The organism is Bradyrhizobium sp. SZCCHNR1098 (assembly GCF_032489375.1).
Lineage (GTDB): Bacteria > Pseudomonadota > Alphaproteobacteria > Rhizobiales > Xanthobacteraceae > Bradyrhizobium.
This window is the reverse complement of the sequence record NZ_JAUEXY010000002.1, coordinates 297,448-312,987: the sequence shown is the minus strand read 5'-3', so window position 1 is coordinate 312,987 and position 15,540 is coordinate 297,448. Positions and strand designations below refer to the sequence as shown.

Below are 15,540 nucleotides of genomic sequence, written 5' to 3'. Positions count from 1 at the left end.
GACCGCTTACGCGGCCGTCTCCTGGTTCTTGATGGTTTCATTACGCATGATGGCGCGCATGATCTTTTCCTGCGTCGCCTCCGGCCCGGCGAACTCGCCGACGAAGGCGCCGTCATTCATCACGCAGATGCGGTCGCAGATTCCGAGCAGCTCCGGCATCTCCGATGAGATCACGACAACACCCCGGCCGGCATCCGCGAGCTCCTGGATGATACAGTAAATCTCATACTTTGCGCCAACGTCGATGCCCCGCGTCGGCTCGTCGAGGATCAAGACCTTGGGATCGGTCATCAGCCATTTCGACAGCACGACCTTCTGCTGGTTGCCGCCGGAGAGCTGGCCGGCCTCCTGATAGACGTCGGAGCAGCGGATCCGCATCCGGCCGCGGTAGCCGGACGCCGCCTTGAGCTCGGCGATGTCGTCGATCACGCCCTTCGGCGCGACCTGCGCGAGGCTCGCCAGCGTGATGTTCTTGCGCACGTCGTCGGCCAGAATCAGGCCGAGCTGCTTGCGGTCCTCGGTGACATAGGCGAGGCCAGCGTCGATCGCGGCCGGTACGCTGTTGAGAGTGACGTCGTGGCCTTCGAGACGGGCGCGACCGGTGATGTTGACGCCCCAGGAGCGGCCGAACAGGCTCATGGCGAATTCGGTGCGCCCCGCGCCCATCAGGCCGGCGATGCCGACGATCTCGCCGCGGCGCACCTGGAAATCGACGTTCTTGATTACCTGGCGGTCGGTATGCTGCGGATGGTAGACCGACCAGTTCTCGACCGTGAACACGGGCTCGCCGATCTTCGGCTGCCGCTCAGGGAAGCGGTGCGCCATGTCGCGATTGACCATGCTCTTGATGATCCGGTCCTCCAGGACCGGCTCGGCGCGGCAATCGATGCTGTCGACGCTGCGTCCGTCGCGCAGCACCGTGATGCGATCAGCGACGCGGGCCACCTCGTTCAGCTTGTGCGTGATCAGGATCGACGAGATGCCCTGGTCGCGGAAGGTGACGAGGCGGTCGAGCAGCGCCTGGCTGTCGGCCTCGTTGAGGCTTGCCGTCGGCTCGTCCAGGATCAAGAGCTTGACGCGCTTGGACAGCGCCTTGGCGATCTCGACCAATTGCTGCTTGCCGACGCCGAGATCGGTGATCAGCGTATCCGGCGATTCCTTCAATCCCACCTGAGCCAGCAATTGCTGGGTGCGCCGGTAGACCTCGTCGCGATCGATGACGCCAAAGCGTGACGGCGCATGCGACAGGAAGATGTTCTCGGCGATCGACATCAGCGGAATCAGCGCGAGCTCCTGGTGGATAATGATGATGCCGAGCGCCTCGGAATCGTTGATGTCACGGAAGCGCCGCTCCTCGCCTTCGAAGATGATCTGGCCCTCATAGCGGCCGTACGGATAGACGCCGCTCAGCACCTTCATCAGGGTCGACTTGCCGGCGCCATTCTCGCCGACGAGGGCGTGGATCTCGCCCGCCGCGACCGTAAAGCTGACGTCGCGGAGCGCCTGCACGCCCACGAAGCTCTTGCTGACGCTGCGCATCTCGAGGATTGCCGTCATCGCGCTGTATCCCGCAACACTTGAAGTCGTTGAGATAAGAGGAGCCGGCGAGCGCATGGCCGCGCTCGCCGGCCATGAGATCACTCGACCTGCGACTTTTTGTAGTAGCCGCCTTCGATCAGGACCTTCTCCCAGTTGCTCTTGTCGACCACGACCGGCTTGAGCAGATAGGCCGGGACGACCTTGACGCCGTTGTTGTAGGTCTTGGTGTCGTTGACCTTCACTTCCTTGCCGCTCAGCGAAGCATCGACCATGTCGGCGGTCACCTTGGCGAGGTCGCGGGTGTCCTTGAAGATGGTCGAGTACTGGTCGCCGCGCAGGATCGCCTTGACCGACGGCACCTCGGCGTCCTGGCCGGAGATGACCGGCATCGGCTGGTTGCCGCTGCCATAGCCGACGCCCTTCAAGGACGAGATGATGCCGATCGAGAGGCCGTCATAGGGTGACAGCACCGCATCGACACGCTTGTTGCCGTAATAGGCGCTGAGCAGGTTGTCCATGCGGGCCTGGGCGGTGGCACCGTCCCAGCGCAGGGTCGCAACCTTGTCCATGCCCTTCTGGCCGGAGGCGACCACGAGCTTGCCGGAGTCGAGATAGGGCTGCAGCACCGACATCGCGCCATTGTAGAAGAAGTAGGCGTTGTTGTCGTCCGGCGAGCCGCCGAACAGCTCGATGTTGAACGGTCCCTTGCCGTCCTTCAGCCCGAGCTTGTCCACGATCGACTGCGCCTGCAGCACGCCGACCTGGAAGTTGTCGAAGGTCGCGTAGTAGTCGAGGTTCGGCGTGTCGCGGATCAGGCGGTCATAGGCGATCACGGTGATGCCCTTGGCCTTGGCCTGCTTCAGCACGTCCGACAGCGTGGTGCCGTCGATCGCGGCGATCACCAGCACCTTGGCGCCCTTGGTCACCATGTTCTCGATCTGCGAGAGCTGGTTCGGAATATCGTCCTCGGCATATTGCAGGTCGGTGGTGTAGCCGCGCTCCTTCAGCACCTTCACGATGTTGTTGCCGTCGTCGATCCAGCGCGCCGAGGATTTGGTCGGCATCGCGATGCCGACGGTCCCCTTGCTCTGGGCCAGTGCGGCGCTGGACAGCGCCATCGCGCCGAGGCCGGCCAGCGCGGCGGCCATGATGGTCTTCATTCTCGACATGTCTTCACTCCCTTTGGATTTTCGAATTTTGACAAGAGATACCCGATTGCGTATCTTGATACCAGTTAGCTGTTAGGCTGAACGACGCTTGACTGATTGTTCCTCCTCTCAGATCGACAGCTTGACGTCGGGCTCGGCGCGACCGTGAGCGCCGACGTCAAGAAGGAAAGTCTGGCCATGGCCGGGGTCGGCCGCCTTGGCCGCCTCGTCCATGTCCTGCCAGGCCGACGTCACCAGCAGGCGCGACAGATCGGGACCGACGAACGCCGGGCAGCTCGCCTGGCTGGCCGGAACCGCGATGCTGCGCAGATGCTCGCCCTGCGGGCTGTAGACGTCGACACAACCGCCGCCCCAGCGTGCGTTCCAGATCCGTCCCTCGGCATCGACGACGGCGCCATCGAGCCCACCGACACCGGCATGGCGCAGCAGCACCTCCGGCTCGCCGCGCGGCAGGCCCGTCTCCGGGTCGAGCGCGACACGGTAGAGGACGTTCTCATCCGTATCGGCGAAATAGCCGATCGCGCCATCCGGCGAGAAGCAGATCGCGTTGGGAATGGTGACGTTGGGGAACAACCGGATGATCTCGCCGCGATGCAGCGCATAGATCGAGCCCAGGCCGCACTCGGCGTTGCGGCCCATGGTGCCGATCCAGAACGTGCCGGAGGGATGGACCCGCGAATCGTTCGACCGCGTCGCCGGATTGTCGGCTTCGAGCGGCAGATGCAGCGACAGCGCGCCGTCGGCGACGCTGCGGATGTAGAGTCCGTCCTCGGCCACGATCAGCTGCCTGTTGGCATCGACGCGGCCGAGCGCGCTCGCCATCTTGCCGAGCCCGTGGCGGCGGACTTCGCCGCTGCCGATCTTGGCCTCGAACAGCAGACCCTCCCGAATGTCGAACCACCAGGCGGTGTCGGTGTGGGGATCGTAGGTCGGCCCCTCGCCGAGATGGCAGCGCTCGTCGCAGAGGATCGTGGTCGGCACCTGCTCGATCATCTGGGCGCTCCCGCGGTTGAGAAGCGATACACGGTCTCGTGCTCATAGACGTCGTCGGGCCCAAGGCGCGCGCTTGGAAAATCCGGACGGTTCGGACTGTCAGGCCAGACCTGCGGCTCCAGGCAGAGCGCGTCGGATTGACGATAGACACGCCCCTTGCCGCTCACGGTCGCGTCAAGATAGTTGCCTGAATAGACCTGCAGGCCCGGCTGGTCGGTGAGCAACTCCATGATCCGCCCGGAGCGCGGCGACTCGAGCCGGGCCGCGAAACGCACGCCAGAGCCGTCGCGCAGACAGAAATTATGATCATAGCCGCGGCCACATTTGATCTGCGCATCGTCGGCACGGATGCGCGCACCAATGGGATGCGCGTCGCGGAAATCGAAAGGCGTCCCCACGACGGAATGCGGCGGCCCCGCCAGCGGGATCGCAGTCTCGTCGATCGCGAGATAGTGGTCGGCTTCGACTGTCAAACGATGATCGAGAATGCCGGTGCCGGCGGCCAGGCCATCGAGATTGAAGAAGCTGTGGTTGGTCAGGTTGACCACCGTCGTCCGGGTGGTCCGGGCGCTGAAGCTGACAGCCAACTCCATAGGCCCGGTCAACTGATAGGTGACACGAACGTCGAGCCGCCCCGGATAGTTGGCCTCGCCGTCGGGACTGACATAGAGCATCGTGACCGAGGGCTGGGCGCCGTCTTCGGTGGCGACGATCTGCCAGAGCTTGCGGTCGAAGCCGTCGGGGCCGCCATGCAATGCATGCGCACCATTATTGGCGTCGAGGCGCAGGTCCTGACCGTCGAGCGAAAAGCGCGCCTTGGCAATGCGGTTGGCGTAGCGTCCGACCGTTGCACCGAAAAATTTCCGGAGCTTGAGGTAGCTCAGCAGGTCGTCGTGGCCGAGCACGACGTCGTCGACGCGGCCCTGCGCATCCGGCACCAGCAGCGCCTGCAGCGCCGCGCCGTAAGTGATGATCCGCGCCTCGAAGCCGTGAGCGCCACGCAAGGTGACGCGCTCGACCTCGCGGCCGTCCGGCAGCGTGCCGAAGACATCCCGGGTGATCCGTGCCTGCTCCGCCATGGCGTCAGTCCTCGAACGGCTCGACGAATTGGCGGCGACCGAGCAGGAAAGCGTCAGCCACCAGCCGCAGCGGCGCCAGATCGACGTCGCTCGCGCCGGTCCTTGTGAGTTCGACGAAGCGACGGTAGAGGCCGGGATACTCGCGCTCCTTCTCGTCGACCATCGGCTGATCGTCCGCGGTCATCCGCGCGCCGCCCAGCGACAGCGTCAACTGGCCTGCGTCGGTCTCGATCCGGATGTCCCAGCTCTGCGGCCCGGTCTGGCGGAAGTCGAACTCGGCCGCGATCGGCAGGTCGCTCGCCGTCGACAGCGACAGGCTGGCCGCGATCGGCGCCTGGCGGTTGGACGGGAACGACAGCTCCGCCTCGGTCACGAACACCGGCTCTGGCAGAATGCGGGTCAGGATCGACAGCGCGTTGATTCCGGGATCGAACACCCCTAACCCGCCCGGCTCCCAGATCCAGCCCTGCCCCGGATGCCAGACGCGCACGTCCTCCTTCCAGTCGATCCGCACGCTGCGAATCTGGCGGGAAGACAGCCACTCGCGCGCCGGCTCGACGGCGGGCGCGTAACGTGAATGCCAGGTCGCGAACAGCGTGCGCCGCTTCGCGGCGGCAAGCGCGACCAGCGGATCGAGCTCGCTGACGGCGGCGCCCGGCGGCTTCTCCAGCATCACATGCTTGCCGGCTTCCAGCGCGACGAGCGCCTGCGCGCGGCGCACCTGCGGCGGGGTGCACAGCGCGACCACGTCGATCTCGGGTCCGTCGCGCAGCAGCTCTTCGATCGTGCCGAAATGCGGCAGGCCGGGCAGCGAGGCATTGCGACTCGCCACTGCCGTCAACGTCACGCCCTCGGTGGCGGCGATCGCCGGCACGTGCTGATCCCTGGCGATCTTGCCGAAGCCAACGATGGCGACACGAAGCTCGCTCATCTCTAGCGGCCCCAGCGCAGCACGACCGGGTCGAGCCGGCGCGCGATCTCGATCAGGCCCTTTTGCGTCGCCGGATGAATCGCCGGCTGCGGGCTACGCAAGGTGTCGTGGCGGATCACGCCGCCCTCCTTCATCAGGATCTTGCAGGTGGCAAGCCCGCACTGCCGGTTCTCGTAGTTGATCAGCGGCAGCCAGCGCTCATAGGCCGCCGCCGCGGCCTCGCGGTCGCCCGCGAAATACGGATCGATGATCTTGCGAATGCCGTCGGGATAGCCGCCGCCGGTCATCGCGCCGGTGGCGCCCGCGTCGAGATCGGCCATCAGGGTGATTGCCTCCTCGCCGTCCCACGGACCTTCGATCGCCGTGCCGCCTGCCTCGATCAGCGCGCGCAACTTGTCGGCCGCGCGCGGCACCTCGATCTTGAAATAAGCGAGGTTCTCGATCTCCTTGGCCATGCGCGCCAAGAACGGCACCGATAGCGGCGTGCCGGCGACCGGCGCGTCCTGCACCATGATCGGGATCGAGATCGCGTCCGACACGCCGCGATAGAACTCGTAGATCGAGCTATCAGGCACGCGGAAGGTGGCGCCGTGATAGGGCGGCATCACCATGACCATGGCCGCGCCCTTCTCCTGCGCGCGGCGCGAGCGCTCGGCGCAGACGAAGGTCGAGAAATGCGTCGTGGTGACGATGATCGGCACGCGGCCGGCGACATGATCCAGCACCGTGGTCATCACCAGATCGCGCTCGTCATCGGTCAGCACGAACTGCTCGGAGAAATTGGCGAGGATGCAGATGCCGTGCGAGCCGGCATCGATCATGAAGTCGATCGCGCGCTTCTGGCCCTCGAGATCGAGGCGGCCGTCAGCGTCGAAGATGGTCGGCGCGACCGGGAAGACGCCCTTGTAGAGCTTTTTGGCGGAAGCGGTCATGCGGCACCTCTAGTGATTGTCGCGCGGCACCGGCGAGCCGCTGCGGCCAACGAGAAAATCGAAATCAACGCCGCGATCCGCCTGCAGCACGTGATCGATGTAGAGCTTCTGATAGCCGCGAGCCGCATGCGGCTTCGGCGGCGTCCATGCGGCGCGGCGCGTCGCCAGCTCCTCGTCGCTGACATGCAGATGCAGCGCGCGGGCGGCGACGTCGAGCGTGATCATGTCGCCATTCTTCACCAGCGCCAGCGGTCCACCGACGGTGGCCTCCGGCGCGACGTGCAGGACGACGGTGCCGTAGGCGGTGCCCGACATGCGCGCATCCGAGATGCGGATCATGTCGCGCACGCCCTGGCGCAGGAGCTTCGCCGGGAGCGGCATGTTGCCGACCTCGGCCATGCCCGGATAGCCCTTCGGTCCGCAGTTCTTCAGCACCATGATGCAGGACGCGTCGATGTCGAGATTGTCGTCGTCGACGGCGTCATGCATCTCCTCGACGCTCTCGAACACGACCGCGCGTCCCGTATGGTTCATCAGTTCCGGCGAGGCCGCCGACGGCTTGATGACGGCGCCGTTGGGGGCGAGATTGCCGGTGAGAATGGCAATGCCGGCTTCCGTCTTGAACGGGGTCTCGAACGGGGTGATGACCTCGGCGTTCCAGTTCGGCGCGGCGGCGACGTTGTCCCATAGCGTCTTGCCGTTGACGGTTCGGGCGTCCTTGTGCAGCAGGCCGCGCTCGCCGAGCGCACGCAGCACCGCCGGCAGGCCGCCGGCGTAATAGAAGTCCTCCATCAGGAAGCGGCCCGACGGCATCAGGTCGACCAGGCAATGCACGTCGCGGCAGAGCCGATCGAAATCATCGAGCGTCAGCTCGACGCCGACACGGCCAGCGATGGCGAGAAGATGCACGACGGCGTTGGTCGAGCCGCCGATCGCGGCCAGCGTGCGGATCGCATTCTCGAACGCCTGCCGCGTCAGGATGTCGGACGGCTTGAGATCCTCAGCCACCATCTCGACGATGCGGCGGCCGGCCATGCGCGCCAGCAGGTTGCGGCGCGCGTCCGCAGCAGGGATCGCTGCGTTTTCCGGCAAGCCGATGCCGAGCGCTTCCACCATCGACGCCATCGTCGAGGCCGTGCCCATGGTCATGCAGCTGCCGGCGGAGCGGTTCATGCCGGCCTCGGCCTCGTGGAATTCCTTCAGCGTGATCTCGCCGGCACGCAGTTGCTCGCTCATCGAGATGATGTTGGTGCCGGAGCCGATGATCTGGCCACGATAGACGCCGCGCAGCTGTGACCCGCCTGAAACACCGATCGCAGGCAGGTTGGCCGAGGCGGCGCCCATCAAGAGCGCCGGCGTGGTCTTGTCGCAGCCCATCAGCAGCACGACGCCGTCGAGCGGGTGCGCGCGGATCGCCTCCTCGACATCCATCGAGGCGAGGTTGCGGAACAGCATCGCGGTGGGACGCATCGTCACCTCGCCGAGCGAGGAGACGGGGAATTCGAGCGGATAGCCGCCGGCGTCGAGCACGCCCTGCCGGACATGCTCGGCGATGACGCGGAAATGCGCGTTGCAGGGCGTCAGCTCCGACCAGGTGTTGCAGATGCCGATGACCGGACGGCCCTCGAACCGGTCCTGCGGCGTGCCGCTGTTCTTCAGGAATGAGCGATAATAGAAGCCCATCTTGTCCTGGCGGCCGAACCACGCCTGGCTCCGCAGCGTCTTCTTCTCGTTGTCGTTGCTCATTCCCGGTCCGTTCGTGCAGCCGACTGGGCATGGCGCCGCCGGCCGTTGTAGATGACTTCGATCATCGCCTCGGAGGCGCCCTCGGCGTCTCGAGCGGCGATCGCGTCGATGATGCGCTGGTGCCAGACCAGCACGGTGTCGCGATCGGCAGTCTCGATCGGGGCGCTCAGGACGAACGAGGCGCGCAAGGCGGCTTCGATGACGGCGCCGATCGAGCGCATGAAGGGATTGCCGGAGGCATTGGCGATCGCGATGTGCAAAGCGAGGTCGGCTTCGGCGAAGGCGACCGAGGTCGACGGCTCGCGCTCCATCTGCGCCATCGCCTTGCTCATCGCGGCAAGATCGTCCTCGCTGCGGCGTTCGGCAGCGAGCGCCGCAGCGCGCGGCTCGATCGCCAGCCGGATCTCGGCAAGGTCGGCGAGGAAGCGCTTGTCTATGCCGGCATCCAGATGCCAGGCGAGCACGTCGGGATCGAACATGTTCCAGTCCGAGCGTCCGCGCACCACGGTGCCGACGCGCGCCTTGGTCGACAGCAGCCCTTTTGCAACGAGCGTCTTCACGCTTTCGCGCAGCACCGGACGCGACACGCCGAACGTCGCCGTCAGTTCGGCATCGCCGGGAAGGCGCGCTCCCTCGGCCAAACGGCCGGAGATGATGTCGATGCCGATGCTGCGGGCGACCTCGGCATGGTTGGAATGCGCGCGCCGTGTCGGAATCGAGACGAGTTGCGAGGTCATGTCCTCGCCCCCGCCGGTTTGACGGACGAGCGGCGCGCCAGCGCCATCAGACCTTGCTGCAGCGCAATGAAAACGAACAACAGAACCCCCGTGGCGATCTTGGTCCACCAGCTCGACAGCGTGCCGTCGAAGTTGATGTAGGTCTGGATCATGCCCTGGATCAGGACGCCAAGGAAGGTGCCGATGACGGAGCCCTGCCCGCCCGTCAACAATGTTCCGCCGATCACCACCGCGGCGATGGTGTCGAGCTCGACACCGACCGCAGAAAGCGAATAGCCGGCCGCGGTGTAGAACGAGAAGACGATGCCGGCGAGGCCGGCAAGCACGCTCGACAGCATATAGATGCGGATCGTCATCGGTCCGACCGGAATGCCCATCAGGGCCGTCGCGGCGCGGCTGCCGCCGAGCGCATAGACGTTCGCGCCGAAACGGGTGAGGTGCAGCAGCAGCGCGCTCAAGACCAGGATGACCAGCATGGCGATCGCAATCGCGGTGAGTCGTCCGCCGCCTGGCAGCCGGATCGCGAAATCGGACACGGCGCTGTAAATCGGCGCGGTGATCGGAATCGACTCGGTCGACAGCAGGAAGCTGACGCCGCGTGCCAGGAACATGCCCGCGAGGGTCACGATGAAAGGCGGCAGGTCGAAGACGTGGATGACGGCGCCCATCGCGGCGCCGAACAGCGCGCACAGCACGAGCACCATTGCGAACGCGGCAAAGGGCGGGATGCCCCAGCGCTCGATCGCGAGCGCCACGAACACCGTGGTGAAGCCGATCACCGAGCCGACCGACAGATCGATGCCGCCGGAGATGATGACGAAGGTCATCCCCGCCGCAACGATGCCGAGGAAGGCGTTGTCGGTGAGCAGATTGGCGACGACGCGGGTGGAGGCGATGTTCGGGAATTGCAACGCGCACAACGCGAAGCCGGCGACCAGCACAAAGGCCGTGATCGCAACCGAGGTCGATGCTCTCATGGCTTCATCCTCCGCCAGCGCGCGGTGAAGCGCGAGAGATCGCCGAGCCGCGGCGACTGCGCCAGCAGCACGGCGAGCACGACGACGGCCTTGACCAGCAGGTTGAGCTCCGGCGGATAGCCCGACAGCAGGATGCCGGTGTTCATGGCCTGGATGATCAGCGCGCCGGCGACCGCCAGCACCAGGCTGAATCGCCCGCCGAACAGCGAGGTGCCGCCGATGACCACGGCGAGGATCGCATCGAGCTCGAGCCACAGCCCGGCATTGTTGGCGTCGGCGCCCATGATATCGGCGGCCGCAATGACGCCCGCGAGCGCGGCGCACAGTCCGCACCAGACATAGACCGACAGGATCATGGCGCGGGTGCCGACGCCGGAGAGCTCGCTCGCGCGTGCATTGCCCCCGGTCGCCTCGATCAGGAGCCCGAGCGCGGTGCCGCGCACGACCGCCCCCGTCACCAGCAGCATGCCGACCGCGATCACGATCGGCGTCGGCAGGCCGAGCACGGCGCCGTTGCCCATCCACACCAGGTCAGGCGACGTGAACGTGACGATGCGCCCCTCGGTGATGAGCTGCGCGATGCCGCGCCCGGCAACCATGAGGATGAGCGTGGCGACGATCGGCTGGATGCGCAGGACGGCGACGAGGATGCCGTTCCACAGCCCGCAGGCGAGGCCGACGGCGAGCGCCGAGCCGATCACGACCGGCAGCGGCTGCGTATCGGCGAGGCTCGCCGCAGTGGCGCCTGCGATCGCCATCACGGCGCCGACCGAGAGGTCGATGCCGCCGGTCGCAATCACCAGCACCATGCCGAGGGACAGCAGCGCCACCGGCGTGCCGCGGTTGAGCACGTCGATCACGCTGCCGAACAGCCGGCCATCCTGCAGATGCAGGTTGAAGAACTGCGGCGACACCGTGCGATCGATGATCAGGATCACGATCAGTGCCAGGGCTTGCGCGAGACCACGGCGCGGAATCCGGAGCGTCATGATGCAGCCTCGTGCGCCGGCTCGCCATCGGCGGCGATCGCCGCGAGGATGCTGGAGACTTCGACGGCCTCCCCTTTCAGCTCCTCGACATGGGCGCGATCGCGCAGCACCACGACACGGTTGGAATAGGTGACGATCTCGTCGAGCTCCGAGGAGATCACGAGCAGCGCCAGGCCCTGCTCGCAGAGCTCGCGCACCAGGCGGATGATCTCGGCATGGGCACCGACGTCGATGCCGCGGGTCGGCTCGTCCAGCACGAGAAGCTTCGGCGAGGTCGCGAGCCAGCGCGCCAGAAGCGCTTTCTGCTGGTTGCCGCCGGACAGCAGCCCGATCGGCCGTTCCGGATCGGGCGGCCTGATGTCGAGCATGCGAATGTAGCGCATCGCGATCTCATCCTGCTCGCGCCGCGACAGCGGCCGGTGCAGGCCGCGCCGGGCCTGCAGCGCCAGGATGATGTTCTCGCGCACGGTCAGATCGGCGACGATGCCCTCGGTCTTGCGCTCCTCCGGGCAATAGCCGAAGCCGAGTCCGGCGGCGTCGCGCGGCGAATTCAGCCGCACGGTCTCGCCGTTGACGGTGGCCGCGCCGCTGTCGGCGCGCTCGGCGCCGAACACCAGCCGCGCCGTCTCGGTGCGGCCGGAGCCGAGCAGGCCGGCAAGCCCAACCACCTCACCGCGGCGCAGCTCGAGATCGAACGGAGCGAGATAACCCTGCTTGCCATAGCCCTTGAAGCTGACACAGACCTCGCGGGCAGTCTCGGGCTGGCTGGCGGCGCGCTCGCCGGTGGTCTCGGCGAGCTCGCGGCCCAGCATCATGCGGATGAGGTCGAGCCGCGGCAGACCGGCCATCTCGCGCGAGCCGATCAGCCGGCCGTTGCGCAGCACCGTGACGCGGTCGCAGATCTCATAGACCTGATCGAGGAAGTGGCTGACGAAGATGATGCCGATGCCATCAGCCGCGAGCTTTCGCATCACCTTGAACAGGATTTCGACCTCGTGGCGGTCGAGGCTCGCCGTGGGCTCGTCGAGAATGAGGACGCGCGCCGACAGATCGACGGCGCGCGCGATCGCCGTGATATGCTGGACCGCGACCGAGTAGCTCGAAAGCGGTGCGCCGACGTCGATGTCCAGCCCATATTCCAGCAGCAGCGCATGCGCGCGCCGCCGCATCTCGGCCTCGCGCATGACGCCGAAGCGCGTCGGCTGCCGACCGAGATAGAGATTCTGCGCCACCGAGAGGTTCGGCAGCAGATTGACTTCCTGATAGACGGTGGCGATGCCGGCATCGACCGCGTCCTTGGCGGAGCGCGGCGCGATCTCGCGGTCCGCCAGCCGCACGTTGCCGGCGTCCCGCGCGAACACCCCGGTGACCACCTTGATCAGGGTCGACTTGCCGGCGCCGTTCTCGCCCAGCAGCGCGTGAATCTCGCCCTCACCCAGCGTGAAGTCGACGTCATCAAGCGCCTTCAGCGCACCGAAGCTCTTGGCCAAGCCGCGGATTTCCAGCAGGGCTGGACGCATCGCCGGCGGAGCTGAACTATCAGACATGACGAACTACTTGGCGATCACCAGGAAGGTTGACGTCCGCACGATGTGCGGACGCCAGCGACTTGTCGTCCGTCGTCCCGGCGAGCGCCGGGACGACGGCTCAACAGCCAGGCTCAGTAGCCGAGGCCCTTCTTGCTGTCGTAGACCTTCTGCGGCTCGTCAGCCGCCGTGTAGAGCTTCGATTCCGTCTGGATCCACTTCGGCGGAACGGTGCCCTTCTCCTTGAAGGCGACGATGGCGTCGAAGGCCGGGCCCGCCATGTTCGGCGTCAGCTCGACGGTCGCATTGGCTTCGCCGGCGGCGATCGCCTTGAAGATATCCGGCACGGCGTCGATCGAGACGGTCAGGACGTCCTTTCCCGGCTTGAGCCCGGCTTCCTTCATCGCCTGGATCGCGCCGACCATCATGTCGTCGTTGTGGGCATAGACCGCGCAGATCGACTTGCCGCCGTTCTCGGCCTTGATGAAGCTCTCCATCACCTCCTTGCCCTTGGCACGGGTGAAGTCGCCGGTCTGGCTGCGCACGACCTTCAGGTTGGCATTCTTGGCGACGACCGCGTCAAAACCCTTCTTGCGGTTGGTGGCGACGCTGGCGCCGACCGTGCCCTGCAGCTCGACGACGTTGCAGGCCTTGCCGCCGACGGTCTTGGCGAGCCACTCGCCGGCGACCTCGCCTTCATGCACGCTGTCGGAGGTAACGGCGGTCAGATAGAGGTCCTTGCCCGACGGATCGATGTCACGGTCGAGCAGCACCACCGGAATCTTGGCTTCCTTAGCTTCCTTCAGCACGGCATCCCAGCCCGAGGCCACGACCGGCGCCAGGAAGATCGCATCCACCCCCTGCGCGATGAAGGAGCGGATCGCCTTGATCTGGTTTTCCTGCTTCTGCTGCGCGTCGGCGATCTTCAGGTTGATCTTGCGCTTGGCGGCTTCCGACTTGGAGACGGAGGTCTCGGCGGCGCGCCAGCCGGACTCGGAGCCGATCTGCGAGAAGCCGACGGTCAGTTCGGCAGCGCTGGCGGACGTGGCAAGCAACAAGGCGGCCGTCGCGGAGGCCGCAAAGAGGGCTTTCAGGGTCATCAGGCGTTCTCTCCCAAATGTCTGTTTTGGATGCGCCGCCGCTCCAGAGCGGTGTCGTCGCACCTTTTCAGCCGGCCTCAACGGCCGACGTGCCCGGTTATTCCACGGAACCTCAGGGCTGACTAGTCATATTATTTGACTGTAATACTTTTTGAAAAGGATGTGCGAGCCCGCGCGTGCACACTGCCCAAGAGCGACAGCATACACCAATGAAATCTTAAGTTGTCAGCAGCGTTCAGCTACCGCAGCTTGGTCGCCTCGCGGGCGCGCAGCTCGATCGCGGCCCAGGCGCCGGCCCTGATGTCCGCCGCTGGCGCGACCCAGGAGCCGCCGATTGCGACGACCTTCTTGTGCGCGAGCCATTGCGCAGCATTGCCGGCATTGATGCCGCCGGTCGGGCAGAAGCGCACGCTCGGGAATGGCCCCGCCAGCGCATCGAGCGCGGCAAGTCCGCCGGCCGGCACCGCCGGAAAGAACTTCACCAGCTCATAGCCGCGCGTCACGCAGGCGATGAGATCCGACGCGGTCTGGACGCCCGGCGCGAACGGCAGCTCGCCGGCATTCGCCGCATCCAGCAGCTCGATCGACAGCCCCGGACTGATCGCAAACGCCGCGCCAAGCCTGGCCGCGCGCTCGTAGTCCGCCGGTGTCAGCACGGTGCCAATTCCGACCACGGCATCCGGCACCTCGCCAATGATGGCCCGCGCAGCATCGAGACCGGCTTGCGTGCGCAAGGTGATCTCGATCACGCGCAGACCACCGCTCACAAGGGCGCGCGCCAGCGGCACGGCGTGCGCCGCATCGTCAATGGTGATCACGGGGATCACCGGCGCCAGCGCGAGCACCGCATCGAGCTTCGCGCGCTTGTCCAGAGTGCTCATCACGCCTCGCTCATCGCCAGAATGTCCCGCGGCATCGCGGTTGCCGGAATCACGGCCCCCGGCGCCATGATCACGGCCCCCGCCAGCCGGTGGCCCGCCAACGCCGCCTTCCGTGGCGGCGCGCCCTTGATGCGCGCGGCGAGATAACCCGCATTGAAGGAATCGCCGGCCGCCGTGGTGTCGATCGGCTTGAGCACCGCGGGCGGCGCAATGTCGACCAGCACGCCATCGGCATGGATCAGACAGCCGCGCGCGCCGCGCTTGACGACGACTTCGCCCACGCCGGCGTCCTTGAAGCGGCGCAGGCTGACCGACGCATCGGAATCGCCGAACAGCATCTGCTCGTCCTCCAGCGTCGGCAGCGCGACGTCGACCAGCGGCAGGATCGCGCGGAATGCGCGTTGCGCCGCCTCGCGGCTGGCCCAGCCGCGCGGCCGATAGTTGCCGTCGAAGGCGACCCGCGCGCCGCGTTTGCGCGCCACCGTCAAGAGCTCGCGCAGCTTGGCCTTGCCGGTCTCGCCGTACAGCGAGAGACTGATGCCGGAGAGATAGATCCAGTCGAAGCGCGAAAGCCTGTCGAGCATGTCGCTGTCGGCGCGATCGAACAGCTCGCGCGCCGGCGCGCGGTCGCGCCAATAGAGGAAGCTGCGCTCGCCCTTGGCATCGCGCTCGATCATGTACAGGCCGGGCACGCGGCCCTCGACCTGCAGCACCTCCGAGGTGTCGATGCCCTCGGCCTGCCAGGCCGCGAGCATCATGGCACTCAAGGGATCGTCACCGAGCGCGGTGACGTAGGAGGTGGGCACGCCGAGCCGGGCCAGATAGAGCGCCGTGTTCAGCGTGTCACCGCCGAAGCCGCGCCGGAACAGACTGCCGTCCTCCTGCGCGAACTCCACCATGCACTCTCCGATGCAGGCGACTTTCATCGGCGTCGATCCATC

14 protein-coding genes are annotated in these 15,540 nt (G+C 66.4%); all 14 read right to left on the bottom strand.

All coding sequences use genetic code 11. The annotated features are described in order from the left end of the window. Window positions 1–6: 6 nt before the first annotated feature. The 14 genes from mmsA to QX135_RS05575 all read right to left on the bottom strand — a co-directional run bounded on the left by mmsA (window position 7) and on the right by QX135_RS05575 (window position 15,525). Window positions 7–1,557, bottom strand: coding sequence for a multiple monosaccharide ABC transporter ATP-binding protein (gene mmsA, locus QX135_RS05640; protein WP_316160409.1), 1,551 nt, complete (start codon window positions 1,555–1,557; stop codon window positions 7–9). 80 nt (window positions 1,558–1,637) lie between these two features. Continuing rightward, entirely contained in the window at window positions 1,638–2,708 is a 1,071-nt protein-coding gene (gene chvE, locus QX135_RS05635) for a multiple monosaccharide ABC transporter substrate-binding protein (RefSeq protein ID WP_315796773.1), read from the bottom strand. Between the two features lie 108 nt (window positions 2,709–2,816). Further along, window positions 2,817–3,701, bottom strand: a complete 885-nt coding sequence (locus QX135_RS05630) for an SMP-30/gluconolactonase/LRE family protein (protein ID WP_316176954.1) — start codon at window positions 3,699–3,701, stop codon at window positions 2,817–2,819. Continuing rightward, on the bottom strand, window positions 3,698–4,780 hold the full coding sequence (locus QX135_RS05625; protein ID WP_316176956.1) for an aldose epimerase family protein: 1,083 nt from the start codon (window positions 4,778–4,780) through the stop codon (window positions 3,698–3,700). Before QX135_RS05625 ends, QX135_RS05630 begins: the two co-directional genes overlap by 4 nt. 4 nt (window positions 4,781–4,784) lie before the next feature. After that, window positions 4,785–5,711 (bottom strand): Gfo/Idh/MocA family oxidoreductase, encoded by a 927-nt coding sequence (locus QX135_RS05620; RefSeq protein ID WP_316176958.1) that lies wholly within the window; start codon window positions 5,709–5,711, stop codon window positions 4,785–4,787. A 2-nt stretch (window positions 5,712–5,713) separates the two neighbouring features. After that, window positions 5,714–6,643: a dihydrodipicolinate synthase family protein gene (locus QX135_RS05615; RefSeq protein WP_316176959.1), complete on the bottom strand. Its 930-nt coding sequence runs from the start codon at window positions 6,641–6,643 to the stop codon at window positions 5,714–5,716. Between the two features lie 9 nt (window positions 6,644–6,652). Continuing rightward, window positions 6,653–8,389: an IlvD/Edd family dehydratase gene (locus QX135_RS05610; RefSeq protein WP_316176961.1), complete on the bottom strand. Its 1,737-nt coding sequence runs from the start codon at window positions 8,387–8,389 to the stop codon at window positions 6,653–6,655. Continuing rightward, the gene (locus tag QX135_RS05605) at window positions 8,386–9,126 is read right to left on the bottom strand and encodes a FadR/GntR family transcriptional regulator (protein ID WP_315772067.1); all 741 of its coding nucleotides are present in this window, start codon (window positions 9,124–9,126) and stop codon (window positions 8,386–8,388) included. Before QX135_RS05605 ends, QX135_RS05610 begins: the two co-directional genes overlap by 4 nt. Next, entirely contained in the window at window positions 9,123–10,103 is a 981-nt protein-coding gene (yjfF, locus tag QX135_RS05600) for a galactofuranose ABC transporter, permease protein YjfF (protein ID WP_315738467.1), read from the bottom strand. The genes QX135_RS05605 and yjfF overlap by 4 nt, the downstream gene beginning before the upstream one ends. Beyond that, complete coding sequence (locus tag QX135_RS05595; protein ID WP_315811755.1) at window positions 10,100–11,092, bottom strand: ABC transporter permease; 993 nt, start codon at window positions 11,090–11,092, stop codon at window positions 10,100–10,102. Before QX135_RS05595 ends, yjfF begins: the two co-directional genes overlap by 4 nt. Further along, window positions 11,089–12,639: a sugar ABC transporter ATP-binding protein gene (locus QX135_RS05590; RefSeq protein WP_316176964.1), complete on the bottom strand. Its 1,551-nt coding sequence runs from the start codon at window positions 12,637–12,639 to the stop codon at window positions 11,089–11,091. Before QX135_RS05590 ends, QX135_RS05595 begins: the two co-directional genes overlap by 4 nt. Window positions 12,640–12,752: 113 nt before the next feature. Further along, entirely contained in the window at window positions 12,753–13,718 is a 966-nt protein-coding gene (ytfQ, locus tag QX135_RS05585; RefSeq protein ID WP_315781805.1) for a galactofuranose ABC transporter, galactofuranose-binding protein YtfQ, read from the bottom strand. Window positions 13,719–13,957: 239 nt separating this feature from the next. Continuing rightward, window positions 13,958–14,602: a bifunctional 4-hydroxy-2-oxoglutarate aldolase/2-dehydro-3-deoxy-phosphogluconate aldolase gene (eda, locus tag QX135_RS05580; protein WP_315796766.1), complete on the bottom strand. Its 645-nt coding sequence runs from the start codon at window positions 14,600–14,602 to the stop codon at window positions 13,958–13,960. Next, complete coding sequence (locus QX135_RS05575) at window positions 14,599–15,525, bottom strand: sugar kinase (protein WP_315811751.1); 927 nt, start codon at window positions 15,523–15,525, stop codon at window positions 14,599–14,601. The genes eda and QX135_RS05575 overlap by 4 nt, the downstream gene beginning before the upstream one ends. Window positions 15,526–15,540 lie beyond the last annotated feature (15 nt).

Coding starts and splice junctions, on each gene's coding strand:
- QX135_RS05620 (WP_316176958.1), bottom strand. CDS start 5,711: ATGAGCGAGCTTCGTGTCGCCATCGTTGGCTTCGGCAAGATCGCCAGG.
- QX135_RS05625 (WP_316176956.1), bottom strand. CDS start 4,780: ATGGCGGAGCAGGCACGGATCACCCGGGATGTCTTCGGCACGCTGCCG.
- QX135_RS05590 (WP_316176964.1), bottom strand. CDS start 12,639: ATGTCTGATAGTTCAGCTCCGCCGGCGATGCGTCCAGCCCTGCTGGAA.
- mmsA (WP_316160409.1), bottom strand. CDS start 1,557: ATGACGGCAATCCTCGAGATGCGCAGCGTCAGCAAGAGCTTCGTGGGC.
- QX135_RS05630 (WP_316176954.1), bottom strand. CDS start 3,701: ATGATCGAGCAGGTGCCGACCACGATCCTCTGCGACGAGCGCTGCCAT.
- ytfQ (WP_315781805.1), bottom strand. CDS start 13,718: ATGACCCTGAAAGCCCTCTTTGCGGCCTCCGCGACGGCCGCCTTGTTG.
- QX135_RS05575 (WP_315811751.1), bottom strand. CDS start 15,525: ATGAAAGTCGCCTGCATCGGAGAGTGCATGGTGGAGTTCGCGCAGGAG.
- chvE (WP_315796773.1), bottom strand. CDS start 2,708: ATGTCGAGAATGAAGACCATCATGGCCGCCGCGCTGGCCGGCCTCGGC.
- QX135_RS05615 (WP_316176959.1), bottom strand. CDS start 6,643: ATGACCGCTTCCGCCAAAAAGCTCTACAAGGGCGTCTTCCCGGTCGCG.
- QX135_RS05610 (WP_316176961.1), bottom strand. CDS start 8,389: ATGAGCAACGACAACGAGAAGAAGACGCTGCGGAGCCAGGCGTGGTTC.
- QX135_RS05605 (WP_315772067.1), bottom strand. CDS start 9,126: ATGACCTCGCAACTCGTCTCGATTCCGACACGGCGCGCGCATTCCAAC.
- QX135_RS05595 (WP_315811755.1), bottom strand. CDS start 11,092: ATGACGCTCCGGATTCCGCGCCGTGGTCTCGCGCAAGCCCTGGCACTG.
- yjfF (WP_315738467.1), bottom strand. CDS start 10,103: ATGAGAGCATCGACCTCGGTTGCGATCACGGCCTTTGTGCTGGTCGCC.